The sequence below is a fragment of the Scytonema sp. NUACC21 genome, from assembly GCF_054684315.1.
This window is the reverse complement of sequence record NZ_BAAFZH010000109.1, coordinates 174533-188125: the sequence shown is the minus strand read 5'-3', so window position 1 is coordinate 188125 and position 13593 is coordinate 174533. Positions and strand designations below refer to the sequence as shown.

The following is a 13593-nucleotide window of genomic DNA, read 5'->3' as shown; positions in this document are numbered from 1 at the left end:
ATTCCTTACACCATCCAATCGACTTGCTGCGCCTCGGTAATATCGGGTACATCCAAACGATTCCTCAATCGGTAAAGCACTCGCTCCGGTACTTTAGCCTCGCGAGTGCGATTCCTTTCCAGCAATTCTTCCCAAGGTGCTTCTAGGTAAACAATGCGAACCCGTGCTTGATAGCCAGAAAACAGACGAATCAATCCCCCACGCAACTGGCGACTGAGATTCGTAGCATTCCAAACAAAGGATTGTCCGGAGCGCAGGTATTCTTTGGCGATCGCTTTTGCTTGATTGACAACAACACCTTGATCGTCTTCCGGGTCAACACCCATTGTTGTTCGCAATTCATCTAGAGAAATAACCTCCCAATCTGCCAGATTTTCCTGAATCCAAGTATCCTTACCAGAACCAGGCAATCCTGACATGAGAACAACCTGAAAGCGAGTGTCATCATAAGCATCATAATCTGGGTAGCTATTCTCTTTTTGAAAATAAACAAACCGACTGTGAGCCGATGGAAACGATCGCGGATGCTCCAAGCACGTATTTTCCTGACAAAATTCGCGGAAAAACTCAATACGCTCAAACAACTGCGCTTGGTCATTGCAATAACGCCCCCGAACATCTGCTTCAGCAAGCATTGCCAGCAGATCGCAACGTATGATTTGACTGGCTTTGATAACAGACCGTTCTGGATTGGGCTTATCCCAAAACCACAGGGGCAAACTGCCGTATTTGACCAAAGAAACAATTGCCTGCCGTTCTCTCAATGGCACATTCAAATCCCAGAGAATCTCTTGTGCCATTTTTGCTCCTTGTAGGACATGACCTTTAGAGGAGATAGCACCATCTTCTTCTATTTGAGTAGCAGCGGGTTTTGCAACATCATGAAGCAAAGCAGCTGCGAATAAAACCGAGCGCTCGTTTGGAGGAAGCCATCGCCATTGCGGTAAGGCAACTAATGCCTCGCATACCAAACGTGTGTGTATCAGAACATTACCTTCAGCATGGTAGCGTGGGTCTTGAGGACAGTCAGCCAAAGCACTGAGCCAGTCAAATTCAGATTCCAGCGCCGACCAATCGATCGACCAGTTCGTTTCATTGGGACAGTGAGGAAACGACCAAGATATTGAAGAAACAGAGGTATTCATGGTTGGAACAAATCGACATCAGGACGCAAAATGTTAGGTATGATGGGGCGGTTAAGCCAATGCCCATCCGATTGCTTAATAGTTGTTAAAAAGCTAGAACGAACGTACTTATAGCGGGCAATAACCGTATTTCCCGGTTCGACTTTGATGTACAAACCCTCCATGAGAGACGTTTGGTCAGTTTGTTTGAGAGAACGTTCCACATCCAGTCCCCAATCCTTGCAAAGTTCCTGAAAGCGTTCTAAATGTTGAGGAGTTTGGTAATGAGAATTGCCCAGCAATCCTATCAGTTGTTTGTAAGATAGAAGTTCCCCAGCAAACAGCACGGGTACCGAAACCAAAGGCAATCCAGCTAATAACTGCTTGCGCTTGGTTGTACTGAGAAATTCATGCTGCTCTAAATCGAGCACATCGTACTCTAGAAAGTAGTGGGGTAGAGCATCATAAAATACCGTGTGCTTGGCGTAAAGCCATTCCCCAAAAAGAATATAGCGAGTCCCCAATACCTGCCAAAAAGCAACAGCATGGGTATTTGCCCACTGTTTGAACAAGTTAAAGTGCTTTTCTCGCTGTCCTCCTGTCAAATAGTGCCCCCGACTTTGCAGTTGAATTTGACCATCAGCACGGAAACTAATGGCAGCATTCGCCCCATCTACTTTTTCTTCGACGACTACATACTGGTATTGTATAGCACTAAAGGGGACACTATCGAGGTCTTCATCCCCTGGTTGCAAGCGCGAACCCTCAATATGATGAGTACGCGGATATTTGTATATTTGTTTTTCCATTGCTTTACCTTGGCAACTGCGATGCGATTTCACAGCGAATGGCAGCGAACTTGCACGGATTTGCAACTCGATTTCATTCGAGAAGTGCCGCCATTCGCCCTTGAGGTAACTTGAAGTGAGATGTGAGATTACATACGCGGTAACCGTTGGTTTCCAAGAGTAGATATTTTATATTGTTTACTTCACTAGCTCTGGAAGGTTTTTCGGATTTTAAGGCGGGCAAGGATGCCCACCCCACAAGATGCATGAGTGATGTGTTTATTTAATTGAAAATTAAGTGTACAAACAACATTTTAGTAGAGACGCGCCATGGCTCGTCTCTACATTGGCTTCTAATAAGGGTTGTAGTCTTATTTAAACCGTATTGCTGTATAAAAAAAGTTGTTCATTGTCTAAATTCAAGGGCGGGCAAAGATGCCTACCCTACAAAATGCATTACGTGCTTAATTCAACATTGGTAACAATTACGCATTCACAACGCCTGCATCAACTGCAACTTCTAACAGGTGAAAAGGTGGTTTGTCGGGGAGCGTTTTCTTCAGAAGCGGCATGGATACGTTATACACCGGAATGTTACTTATGGTTCGCCCCTCTAAGTGACCGTTATGAGCGTGACCGTGAAAAGCAGCAGTCACCGAATATCGGGTGAGGGGTTCCTCAAGACGACTGGAACCGAGAAATGGAAAAATTTCTGGCGGTTCACCCTCAACGGTAGCCTGGATTGGGGAATAGTGAAGTACAGCAATGCGCTGAGAAGTTTCTAATCTCGCTAATGCAGATTCTAGTTTTAAAGCTTCATTCACTGCTTCATGGACAAAGTGCTTGATGGCTTCTTCACCCCAAGCTCCTAATGCCTTAGAACCAAAGCCACCAGCAAATCCCTTTACCCCAGCAAAACCAACACCCTTAACCTCACAGGCATCCCCATCAAGCACCCGCACACCTGCTTCAGTCAGAATTTGTTTGACCTCATCTTGCTTTCCAGATTCATAATCGTGATTGCCAAACACAGCAATGGTTGGAATTCTGGTAGATGCTAGCTCCTTGACGAGGACGTGGGCTTCCTCGGGTAGCCCGTAGTCTGTTAAATCGCCGCATAGCAACAGTACGTCGGCAAGCTCGCCCGCTTGCTCAAACAGGGGTTGCAAGGCTCCCTGAGATGTCTTGGTACAATGGATATCTCCTACTGCTGCTATACGCACTACATCCTTCGTTGTCGCCATCAGTTTTTCCCCTTAAACTTAACTAAATCATGGCGCAGTTACTGGGTTGATTTTCATGCATCAATAGGAGCATTTGTTTTTAAAATATATCAGTATTTTTACAGATAACTGGTTCGCTCTCCGGATTGAAGATTTATTTTGATTTTTCAAGGACGATCGAGTTCTTAAGCAGTTACGCACTTGTCCCCCTCATTTTTAGGTAGAAACCTGAAAACGAGGGGGTTAAAAGGATGTGCAAGGTCAAATATAAAGAATAATATGCAAACTGAAAAAATCACTCAAATTGAACTTGAGCCACAAACTCGCGCTTTTTACTGTCAAGCACTCCAACTCCTAAATGAGTCTAAAGTGCCATTTCTGGTTGCAGGAGCATTTGCTTTTGAGCGTCACACAGGTATTGCACGTCCAACAAAGGATTTAGATATTTTCGTTCGCCCACAAGATAAAGAACGAACTATGGAGGTTCTGTCTGCGGCGAGTTGTGAAACTGAAGTTCATTCGCAACACTGGTTAGCGAAAGCCTTCTGTGGTGAAAACTTTGTTGATATCATCTTTAACTCCGCTAATGGTATTACTGAAGTTGATAATGGCTGGTTTCAACGTGCTGTCAATGTTGAAGTGCTGGGCATTCCCGTCCAAATTTGTTCCCCTGAAGACCTATTGTGGTCAAAGTCCTTCGTAATGGCTCGCGATCGCTATGACGGAGCAGATGTTGCCCACCTACTTCTCACTTGTGGTGAACGTTTAGATTGGTCATACCTGCTTCATTGCTTTGGCTCAGACTGGCGAGTCCTTTTCAGCCATTTGATTCTTTTTGGTTTTATCTACCCAACAGAGCGATCGCTCATACCAAATTGGGTGATGCAAGAATTATCCAAGCGGTTGCAGGATGAAATCAACAATCCCCCCCCAAAGGAAAAACTCTGTCAGGGAACACTACTCTCACCATTACAGTATCTCATTGATGTAGAACAGTGGGGATATAAGGATGGAAGACTTCAGCCTGCAGGCAATCTGACAGCAGAAGAAGTTTCTCAATGGACAACAACACTCACTGAAGAAATCGAAAGTAAATCTCATTGAGAAGGAAAACATTTCTAAAATCAAAGGGGTTGGAAACGACAGATAATATACCAACCCTCACCAAATTTTCTAAAGATAATTCTGAAGCATTTTCTCTAACTGCTGTACCGTTGCTCTAGGAGAAGGACGGGGCAAAGGTTGTTCTCTCTTGCCTTCCTCTGTGCCCTCTGCACCTCTACCGCTCATTAAAAAAAGTACTGGTACCTCATACTGATATGCTTGGAACCAATCTTCACGAGTCATAATATCCCGAATTTCCAGTTCTAGAGACGGGAAATGTTCAGTCTGTATAATTTGTTCTAACTTTTCCTGCAAACCTTCACACAAATGGCATCCCGGCTTACTATATAAGATTAATCGCATTCACCTCAACCAAGTAGCACTACTAATTTATTCTGAACTATCCCACCTTAGCAGAGCTAGAGTGATGTCAGTTGACTAATACGCTTGAGTATGCGAAGAACACAATACAGTTCGTTGCCGCGATTACGTACATCAAAAATATCTGAGGTTGCATAGCGAGGTGGATTGCCTTTCAGGAGTTTCAAAAACATAAAACTGCCACCAGAGGTAATCATGCCAAACACTTCATCCTGTGACAAAGGCGCAGCCAGCATATACGCTAAAATCTGGTCAAGCCCTGCCTCTACAGAATAAGCTACCTGTTTTGACTCAATAACTGTTACCCAAAATTTTTGGTTGAGAAGTAAGAAGTCAATTCGTCCTTTAATGATAGTTTGTCGATCGCTCGTTTCAATTTCAACAGATTTCTCTAATTTAAGATGAAAGGGAGGTAGGTAAAACTGACCAATGAATAGCAGTGGTGATAATACGACGGTATTAACTGTATTTTCTAGTAAAGGAGGATAATTTCGTAAGTTAATGTAACCTGCTTTTACTCGATCTAATAACTGCTGTTCTTGTTCTGTCAATTCTGGTAAATCATCTTGCCACTCTCGAAAAAATTGCTCGGATTCAACCAATTCCAATCCGTAAAGCGATATCAATTGTTCAAGAGTCATATTTTCTGCTTGAAGCGTTTGAACCATAGGTCTATCCAAGCGAGCATTGGTAAATTTATATTGTATAGCCAAGCTTTATACTGGCGGTCTAACTTGCTCTTCATGGACGGCTCGTGCCGCCCATCCTACAAGGAAATGCTAATTAAAATCCGTGGGAGAACCAATCACTTCCTATAACGGCTTGGTGAATGCCTATTACCAGGGTAAAGTTGACAAGCCTTCTTTGCCTAAATACAGGAAGAAAAGGGGATTGGCTGCAGTGACATTCTTACGTCAAGCCATCATACAGTTATTTTTAGTTTATTTAGCTGTACCTACTGGTCTGTCCCATTAATTTTGCGGGGTTGGTCTGAGTTGTAATAGCGAAGACAGCGCAACTACGAACCTATCAAAACTTTTGGGACAGACCACTACTGGTCTATCGCATTAATTTTGGGGGGTTGGTCTGAGTTGTATTTGATTTTTACCGCGAAGACAGCGCAACTAGGAACCTATCAAAACTTTTGCGATCGACCACCACGAAATAATAAGATTTTTGGGCTTCTATTTTTGCAATAAGGCGATGGTACAAGATAGGAGAAATTAGACTTTTCATTCCACTGGGATTACAGCCCAGCAATCAGCTGTTGCACCCTCTCCACACTGCTAGCATCATTGCGCTGATTGTAAATTTTTGCGGCTTGCTCAAACGCTTGCTTTGCTAAGGCTGCCTTTTTCAAAGCTAACAGGGAATTCCCCTTATTTTCATAGGCTTCTGCGTAATTGGGATTGCGTTGAATCACGCGATCGCAATCTTTAATGGCATCCTCATACCGCTTCCTCTCAAAACGGGCTACACTGCGGTGGTAGTAGGCATCAGTGTAATCCTTATCTATATCAATTGCTTTATCAAAATCTTTAGTTGCATTCCTATAGTCTCCCATAGCTTGGCGGGCGAGGCCCCGGTTTAAGTAAGCCCAAGCCCAATTGTCAGAGTTATCAATGGCTTTGTCAAAATCTTTAATTGCTGCCTGGTAGTCTTTCAAAGCATACTGTGCCAAACCTCTATTATTATATGCTTCAGCTAATTTGGAATTCAGGCGAATAGCTTCAGAAGCGTCTGTAATAACTGCTGCATAGTCTTTTTGAATACGGCGAATTGTTGCCCGTCCGTTGTACGCATCGGCATATCTGGGGTTTAGACTAATTGCTTTGTTGAAATCAGCTAAAGCAGCTGGGTAGTCTTTTTGTTCGATACGGGTTAACGCCCGATTGTGATATGCTCTGGCATAGTTCGGGTCAACTTCTATAGCTTTGTTATAGTCAGCTATTGCCCCTTGATAATCTTCCAACTGGCTCTTAGCTAAACCTCGACTGGCGTAGGCTTCCGCAAATTTGGGATTAACTTCAATTGCCCGTTTGTAATATGCGATCGCGTTTCTATAATCACTCTTTTTATAACGGTTATCTCCCCACCTAGTAAAGTCAGCAGCATCCGCAATAAATCCGTCACTAGGTAGCTTCCCTGTATCTAAATTAGCTCCTCTCAAATCGGCATCAAGTAAACTTGCACCCTTAAAATTCACTCCAATGAGTTGTGCGCCTCTTAAGTCAGCATTATCGAGATTGGCATATTGTAAATCAGTGCCTTGCAGGTTGGCATTACTCAAATCCGCACGCCGCAAGTTGGCATAACTGAGATTACCATTCATCAATTGAACGCCTCTCAAGTTAAAACCATCCAAGTTTGCCCTGTTAAGATTTACACTATTAAGAGTTACACCAATGAGGTTGACATTTCTCAGGTCTACACCACTCAAGTTGACACCATTCAGGCTGACACCATTCAGGTTGACATTATCTAACCGCACACCCCGAAGGTCAGCATTAGTCAGGGTAACTCCACTGAGATTGACACCACTGAGGTCAGCCTGACTGAGATTTGTGTTATTTAAGTTGGCATTTCTTAGATCTGCACCACTTAAGTTAGCACCACTCAAATCAGCATTACTTAAATTTGCTCTACCCAAGTCAGCGCGAAATAGATTTGCACGAAACAGTTTGGCACTGTTTAACTCAGAGTCTCTCAAATCTGCACCACTTAAGTCTGTACCACTTAAATCTGCATTAGTTAAGTTAGCATCATAGAGGTCAGCCCGAACAAGATTTTTTCGGCTGAGGTTAGTGTAGCTTAAGTCACATTTAGAACACTTGTTGGTATCTAGTAACTGTTTCACGTGTTCTGGTTTTTCAGCATAACCAGGAAGCGCTACCAGTAGCGGGGCAAAGAACGCGATAGTAGCTAAAAATTTTTTAGAGTTTTTTTTATCAAGGGTAATAGATTTCAACATTACTTTTTTTACTTTGACCGAAGGCGTATTTTACTGATGTAGCAAGGCACTAATGTATCTAAAACGCTACTAATATCAGTGATGGCTCTCCAAATATATTTGTTCCTGAAGCTGTTTCCTTCGGCGCACTGCCATCCACCCTCTGCCTTTTTCTGGTAAACCCTCGTTTTAAAGAACAGTATTTCCAAATGTAAAAACCCCTCTCATTTCCTGAAGGGGTTTTTGTAAAGTTTTTTTGTTAAATTTTAAGCTTTTTGCCCTAGAAGAGGCTCATGATAGTAATGATACCCGCACTGGTCAGCATAACCAAAGCGCCCATTGCTACAGATACGCCGAATGGATTTGGAGTATTTGAACCGTTCATTTGTTAAAACCTCTGATTCTAAGGAATTATCCTAACAATATCAGTAGAACTCATAATACAAATAAAAACATCTTAAAAGTTAAACAAGCGTTACCTATCTTCGTAAAATCTACAGTAATCACTTAATTAGGTATACATGGCTTTACGAAAGCCCTGAAAATGTGTAGTTTTGTAAATATATTTTTTAACATACCTTCCCCTGCACCTCATCCCCTACCCCCTTGGCAGTAATTCCCGAATATGGTATGTACATAATTCCGGTCAAGTTATGTGCCTTTTTAGTGTAAAATAAAGCTAACTAAGCTAGGAAACCATTGGACTGGAAAATTATGATGACTGCTTCAACCACGTTAAGAGCCCAAGCTACCAGTTTTGACTTGGATAAGTTAAATGAGAGATATGACACAGCGCATCCAAGAGAAATACTGGCATGGTCTGTGGAAAATATTCCCACAGGGCTAGTGCAGACTAGTGCTTTTAACGTAGATGACTTGATTATTACCGATATTTTTTACCGAGACCTCAAACGTCCAGTCCCCGTGATATTCCTGGATACGCTCTACCACTTTAGCCAAACTCTAGAACTAGTTGCCAAAGCAAAAGACATCTATAATCTGGATTTAAAAGTTTACAAAACCCCAGATGTAGATACTCGCGAAGCTTTTGCTGCAAAATTTGGTGAAGCACTTTGGGATACAGATATTGCTAAATTCCACGAAATCACCAAAATTGAACCTTTGCAAAGAGGTCTATCGGAACTAAACACTGTTGCTTGGATTACCGGACGCCGCCGCGATCAGGCTGTGACTCGTGCAAATATGCCCATCTTTGAACTCGACACGAAGAACCGCATTAAGATAAATCCCCTAGCTAATTGGACACGGCAAAAATCTTGGGAATACGTCGCCGAACATGGTGTGATCTACAACCCCCTACACGACCAAGGTTATCCAAGCATTGGTGATGAACCCATTACAACTCCAGTAGCTGATGGCGAAGATGAACGTGCCGGACGCTGGAGGGGAACTGGTAAAACAGAATGTGGCATCCACATTTAGTGCAAACCGTCATGAATTCCCCATCCCTCTATATTGTGGAGGGCGGGGTATTTCATCAGACAAAAGAACCCCATCCCCTTTTATAAGGATGGGGGTTAATATTCATTTTTGGATTAAGGAAATCTTCCTCAACATACGCCTACTTTTCCTCGACCAATAACTATCAAAATTTAGCCAACGAAATTTCAGTCTTTACAGGCAAAAAAACTGGGTCGCGTGGGATTGGACTGTTGCTCTAGGTTAACTCGTGTCCCCCATCCTATAAGAAAACCATTATCGCTTTGCTCTGGGCTAAAGCTCCGTCTCTTTGAAGCGGATAGCTCACGGTAAGCCGACTCGTAGAAAGAGGAAACCCAAACAGTGATGCTTGGAATCCCTAAAGGCTTTAGCCAGGGGAGGATGTCAAAAATCATAACTATCAAAACTGAGTAAATCCAAATACCGAGGGTTTGCGATAAACTCTTTTGCAACTAAGAATCCCGCAATAGTCCAAGTTTGATATTTTCTTGCTTCTTTACCAATCAATCGACCATTCTTACCATCATAGTATTCTGGCCAAGAATCCTCTACCAAACGCTTTTCAGCAATTTCAATAGCTTTGTGAGCGAGTTCCAGACGATTTGTTTTTTGAGCAGCTGCTACTAATAACCAAAGCAAAACGGGCCAATTTCCACCATTATGGTATGACCAAGGGGTATTTTTTGGGTCGCATCCTGTGACAATTCGCCACTCCATACCCTCAAGGGCAGGGAAACAAATTTTCATCGGCATTGCTCCTACCAAATCGCCCCAGCGTTGCTCTATTAAGTTCATGATACTTTGAGATTCTCGATCGCTTGCCAGAGAGGTGATAACTGCCATTAAGTTGCCGACAGTAAAAAAACGAAAGTCCATGCGTCCCGGACCAAGATTTCCTGCTAGATAACCACCATCATCTGGTAACCATTCAGTCAACCAAGTAGGAATAGAATCAGCATATATATTGAATTTGTTAGCAACTTCTTTGCCGAATTCATTACCCTTATAGCGATAAATTTCATTTAGGCGATTGAGATCGATCCAATAATATTCCCTAAGATGATACATTAAACTTTCTAAACGTTTATTCACACTGCCATAAAGGCTGCAAGCGTTATCATCATTTTTCAAAAGTAACTCGCCAGCTGCACGTAGAGCTGTATAAAATAAAATTTGAATTTCTAAAGGATGTTCGTAAACACCCATGCGACGGTCGATCATAAAAGAGCCATCGGGAACCAACATCGTTGGATACATGGCAAACCGATGAACAAGGCACATTTGTAAAATGAGTTTGATTCCTTGCTGAAATTGTTTTTGATGAAAAAGTGAAATATCACCTGTGGCTTTCACATAAGCACGCAGTAAGATAATCCACCACAAGCAAGAATCAACAGGTGGCACTTTGGCGATCGCGTGTTCTCCAAAATCAGCAGTCAAAAACTCTCGACCATCCTCTGATTCCACCTTAAAACTAGCGGGCATGAGCCCAGGTCCCGGTTTAAAAGAGTCTATCTGTGGTTCGTGGCTCTGCAAGGCAAGAGTTTCTATCAAAAAATTGCGTACAATTTCTGGCTCACCTTTTATTAAAAAAGCTAACGCTGATAAGACAAAATCTCGAACAAAACATTGATCGTAATTCAGTGCATCTAAACCCGGATCTATAGCTGCTACTGTTCCAATTGGACGACCGTGATAATAGATAACTGATTGTTCCAGGAGTTTCCAAGCCTCTGCTTGTATATCTTGTTTTATTCTCATCACCTACGCACCAGCAGAACGATTGTGTAGTGGCGTGCCTACCCTAATTTGGTGCATGATTCTAAGAGTTCAACAAAGGTTGACAGTACCTACCCTATAGAAGAACTACTGAGAGCAAAAATTTATGCACCATTTTAAATAGACACTCTAGGAGTATGCATTAGTACCAGCTAATGCACCGCATCAAGTATAAATATCACTTAATAAAATATATGGTGCGTTATATCAGCTATAACGCACCCTATATACAGTGATATTTTCCCTCAGCTAAAGGGAGTAATTTCTGGTATTTGGCTGTATACTAATCGTTTTCCCCTACATATGACACGCGATAAATGACACCGTTAGTATCGTCTGTGAACAGGAGCGAACCATCAGGTGCGATCGCAAGACCCACCGGTCTGCCAAACTGCGTCAATTGCTCTTCGTTGAAAAACCCAGTGATAAAGTCCTCGAACTCTATTGGTTTGCCATCTTCGTAACGGACTCGTACAACTTTGTAACCAGACGGAGGGTTGCGATTCCAGGAACCGCGCATAGTTACAAAAGCACCGTTACGATATTCCTCAGGAAACTGAGATGCTGTATAAAATAACATTGCTAAGGGCGCACTGTGAGCCGTGTAAGTCAGCACGGGCGGTTTTGTATTGGCGCAATATTCTTCCTTGGTTGTACCTGTAGGGTTTGCAGGCAGGTACACATCCGGACGGCGATCGCCATAACAAAAGGGCCAGCCGTAGTTTGCACCCTCCTCAAGGAGATTCAATTCTTCCGGCGGTTGCTCATTACCACGCCAGTCAGAACCATGATCCATGCCCCACAGTTCCCCTGTTTCCGGATGCCAATCAAAACCAATGGTGTTTCGCAAACCCTCGGCATAAATCCTTCGCATACTCCCATCAGGTTGCGCCCGCAGGATAGTCGCGTTTTCTGGGTTGGTCTCATCACAGGCGTTACAAGTGCTCCCTACAGTAATATAGAGCATTCCGTCAGGACCAAACGCAAGAGTGCGGTTGGGGTGCTGTCCTGCATCTGGCAGATCGTTAATCAACTCCTGTACTTCGCCTATTGCTCCATTGGAGTACAAATCTGCAGCATAAAGTTCTCTATCTGTGACAAAGTAAAGACGATTTTGATGAATTGTGATGCCATTAATGTATTCGTAACCCGATGTAACTGTTTGTATTTCGTCAACACGCCCATCTCTATCAGGGTCAAGTAATGCCAATATATCACCCTGTTGGCGACGGGTAACAAAAATAGTACCATCAGGGGCTACTGCTAACATCCGGGGATTGCCTAAGTCCTTAGCAAACACGTTGATGCGAAATCCCGCAGGCAATTTGAGTTGTTGCAAAAGCGATTCGTTAAATTCTAGTTGCCCAGGCGTGACTAAATAACCCTCAAGTTGCTCTATCCTTTGTTCCTGGGTTTGCTGTGCATTGCCAGGAAAAGTCATGGTCAGCAGTAAAGCACAACCGATGAGTAAGCTTTTAGCTTTCACGGTATTTTTCCTTAAGTATTGAGTTGGTAGAAGAAAACTAAGCTACTGAAGGCAAAAGTATAAAGTAGAAAACTGTTTATCCTTCATCCTTTAATTTGATAATCATTACAGATTGAATATTGGGATACAGTTTAAAACAAATCAAGCGATCGCCACATCTTTCTAATGAAGTAGCGATATATACCTTATACTTGTTAAATGCCTATTTCTTGTCTTGCTCGCTCATTCTATAGATAGATTTAAACTTTGTATAAGAGAAAACAAATTTTTGTCATTTTTTGATTTACATATCCTCTGGTGCTGTACTTGTAACTTCCTCAATATCACCTACTTCAAAAATCAGAATAAATGGCTGACCCATTTCTTTTTCTAAAAACTTTTCTAAAAGCATGACTTGTCTTGGTGTGACAGGCTTCTTGGCGCGAACGCTTAAACGGACTTCTGGAGGATTGGCTAACCAATTGACATCACTCCCTAGCAATCTCAGGCGCTGAAATGTGACAGTTCGGTTGAGGAGTGCTCGTTTCAGACTGGCTTCAAGTCGGGCTTGCCTAACCAACTGAAAAAAGCTTATGCCTAAAGGAATGACCAGTATTGCTGTAAGAGCGAGTGTCCACCAAAGGGCTTTATGTGCTTGTTTCAGTGGAGTGCAACCAGTCAGAAGAAAAGTCACCATGCAAGACAAGGTAATTCCCAACAAATTGGTGAGATAAAGCAAGGTCGCACCAGTACTCAACGCCAAATTTCCCTGGGATAACCCTAAGCCAACAACGCAGACAGGTGGCATAAGAGCAACGGCAATGGCAGTACCAGCAACAGAAGCAGAAATTTTTGGTTGAACTTTTGCAAAACCACTGATTCCCCCGGCTGCTACTGCAATTCCCAAATCCAGTAACGTTGGTTTGGAACGGCTGATAATTTCGCTACCAAACTCTGGCAGTCCAACACAAAACCCAATCATCAGCGCCAACGCAACAGCCAAAACTGTCCCCACTGCGATCGCACTTAAGGCTTTGCGAAAAAGAACAATATCACCTTCTAGGGCTCCAAATGCCAACCCCCGAATTGGTAACATCAAGGGAGCGATTATCATAGCACCGATAATGACAGCAGCACTATTAGACAGCAATCCCAAGGTGGCGATCGCACAGGAACCCAAAATCAGTACAAGATAATTAGCATCTATACTTGATTCTTCCAAAAGCCCGTTTCGGATTTCCTGGAGTTCTTGTGGTATAATCGTTTTTTTGGTTAAGTTATTAAAACGGTTGCGAATATTGTTAAGATTTATCAAAGT

At 42.8% G+C, this 13593-nt stretch carries 11 protein-coding genes and 1 pseudogene; 3 read left to right on the top strand and 9 right to left on the bottom strand.

Features of this window, described 5'->3' with window-relative positions:
• Window positions 1-5: 5 nt before the first annotated feature.
• The 3 genes from ACYRY3_RS43020 to ACYRY3_RS43010 all read right to left on the bottom strand — a co-directional run bounded on the left by ACYRY3_RS43020 (window position 6) and on the right by ACYRY3_RS43010 (window position 3156).
• Window positions 6-1145: an AAA family ATPase gene (locus tag ACYRY3_RS43020; RefSeq protein ID WP_460207960.1), complete on the bottom strand. Its 1140-nt coding sequence runs from the start codon at window positions 1143-1145 to the stop codon at window positions 6-8.
• A complete protein-coding gene (locus ACYRY3_RS43015; protein ID WP_460207959.1) occupies window positions 1142-1933 on the bottom strand; it encodes an RNA ligase family protein in 792 nt (263 codons plus the stop codon). The genes ACYRY3_RS43020 and ACYRY3_RS43015 overlap by 4 nt, the downstream gene beginning before the upstream one ends.
• 464 nt (window positions 1934-2397) lie before the next feature.
• On the bottom strand, window positions 2398-3156 hold the full coding sequence (locus ACYRY3_RS43010) for a metallophosphoesterase family protein (protein ID WP_460207958.1): 759 nt from the start codon (window positions 3154-3156) through the stop codon (window positions 2398-2400).
• Window positions 3157-3336: 180 nt separating this feature from the next.
• On the opposite strand from ACYRY3_RS43010, the gene ACYRY3_RS43005 reads away from it, so the two are divergent.
• Window positions 3337-4239, top strand: a complete 903-nt coding sequence (locus ACYRY3_RS43005; RefSeq protein ID WP_460207957.1) for a nucleotidyltransferase — start codon at window positions 3337-3339, stop codon at window positions 4237-4239.
• Between the two features lie 69 nt (window positions 4240-4308).
• On the opposite strand, the gene ACYRY3_RS43000 is transcribed toward ACYRY3_RS43005, so the two are convergent.
• Window positions 4309-4602, bottom strand: coding sequence for a glutaredoxin family protein (locus tag ACYRY3_RS43000; RefSeq protein ID WP_460207956.1), 294 nt, complete (start codon window positions 4600-4602; stop codon window positions 4309-4311).
• Window positions 4603-4658: 56 nt separating this feature from the next.
• Window positions 4659-5288 (bottom strand): restriction endonuclease subunit R, encoded by a 630-nt coding sequence (locus ACYRY3_RS42995; RefSeq protein ID WP_460207955.1) that lies wholly within the window; start codon window positions 5286-5288, stop codon window positions 4659-4661.
• Between the two features lie 115 nt (window positions 5289-5403).
• On the opposite strand from ACYRY3_RS42995, the pseudogene ACYRY3_RS42990 reads away from it, so the two are divergent.
• Window positions 5404-5544 (top strand): annotated as a pseudogene (locus ACYRY3_RS42990) (RNA-guided endonuclease TnpB family protein); the annotation flags it as partial.
• A gap of 322 nt (window positions 5545-5866) precedes the next feature.
• Here ACYRY3_RS42990 and ACYRY3_RS42985 read toward each other — a convergent pair.
• Window positions 5867-7591, bottom strand: coding sequence for a pentapeptide repeat-containing protein (locus tag ACYRY3_RS42985; RefSeq protein WP_460207954.1), 1725 nt, complete (start codon window positions 7589-7591; stop codon window positions 5867-5869).
• Window positions 7592-8287: 696 nt separating this feature from the next.
• Here ACYRY3_RS42985 and cysH point away from each other — a divergent pair.
• Window positions 8288-9013 carry a phosphoadenosine phosphosulfate reductase gene (gene cysH / locus ACYRY3_RS42980; RefSeq protein WP_460208306.1) on the top strand — a complete coding sequence of 242 codons (726 nt, stop codon included), beginning with the start codon at window positions 8288-8290 and terminating at the stop codon, window positions 9011-9013.
• Window positions 9014-9415: 402 nt separating this feature from the next.
• Here cysH and ACYRY3_RS42975 read toward each other — a convergent pair whose 3' ends face one another.
• The 3 genes from ACYRY3_RS42975 to ACYRY3_RS42965 form a co-directional block, all read right to left on the bottom strand.
• Window positions 9416-10792 (bottom strand): glycoside hydrolase 100 family protein, encoded by a 1377-nt coding sequence (locus ACYRY3_RS42975; protein ID WP_460207953.1) that lies wholly within the window; start codon window positions 10790-10792, stop codon window positions 9416-9418.
• A gap of 301 nt (window positions 10793-11093) precedes the next feature.
• Window positions 11094-12296, bottom strand: a complete 1203-nt coding sequence (locus ACYRY3_RS42970) for a PQQ-dependent sugar dehydrogenase (RefSeq protein WP_460207952.1) — start codon at window positions 12294-12296, stop codon at window positions 11094-11096.
• 283 nt (window positions 12297-12579) lie between these two features.
• Window positions 12580-13590 (bottom strand): DUF389 domain-containing protein, encoded by a 1011-nt coding sequence (locus ACYRY3_RS42965; RefSeq protein ID WP_460207951.1) that lies wholly within the window; start codon window positions 13588-13590, stop codon window positions 12580-12582.
• Window positions 13591-13593 lie beyond the last annotated feature (3 nt).

Bases quoted from the DNA above. Each gene is read 5' to 3' on its own strand.
- ACYRY3_RS42995 (WP_460207955.1), bottom strand. From the start codon at position 5,288: ATGGTTCAAACGCTTCAAGCAGAAAATATGACTCTTGAACAATTGATA.
- ACYRY3_RS42975 (WP_460207953.1), bottom strand. From the start codon at position 10,792: ATGAGAATAAAACAAGATATACAAGCAGAGGCTTGGAAACTCCTGGAA.
- ACYRY3_RS43015 (WP_460207959.1), bottom strand. From the start codon at position 1,933: ATGGAAAAACAAATATACAAATATCCGCGTACTCATCATATTGAGGGT.
- ACYRY3_RS43010 (WP_460207958.1), bottom strand. From the start codon at position 3,156: ATGGCGACAACGAAGGATGTAGTGCGTATAGCAGCAGTAGGAGATATC.
- cysH (WP_460208306.1), top strand. From the start codon at position 8,288: ATGACTGCTTCAACCACGTTAAGAGCCCAAGCTACCAGTTTTGACTTG.
- ACYRY3_RS42985 (WP_460207954.1), bottom strand. From the start codon at position 7,591: ATGTTGAAATCTATTACCCTTGATAAAAAAAACTCTAAAAAATTTTTA.
- ACYRY3_RS43000 (WP_460207956.1), bottom strand. From the start codon at position 4,602: ATGCGATTAATCTTATATAGTAAGCCGGGATGCCATTTGTGTGAAGGT.
- ACYRY3_RS43020 (WP_460207960.1), bottom strand. From the start codon at position 1,145: ATGAATACCTCTGTTTCTTCAATATCTTGGTCGTTTCCTCACTGTCCC.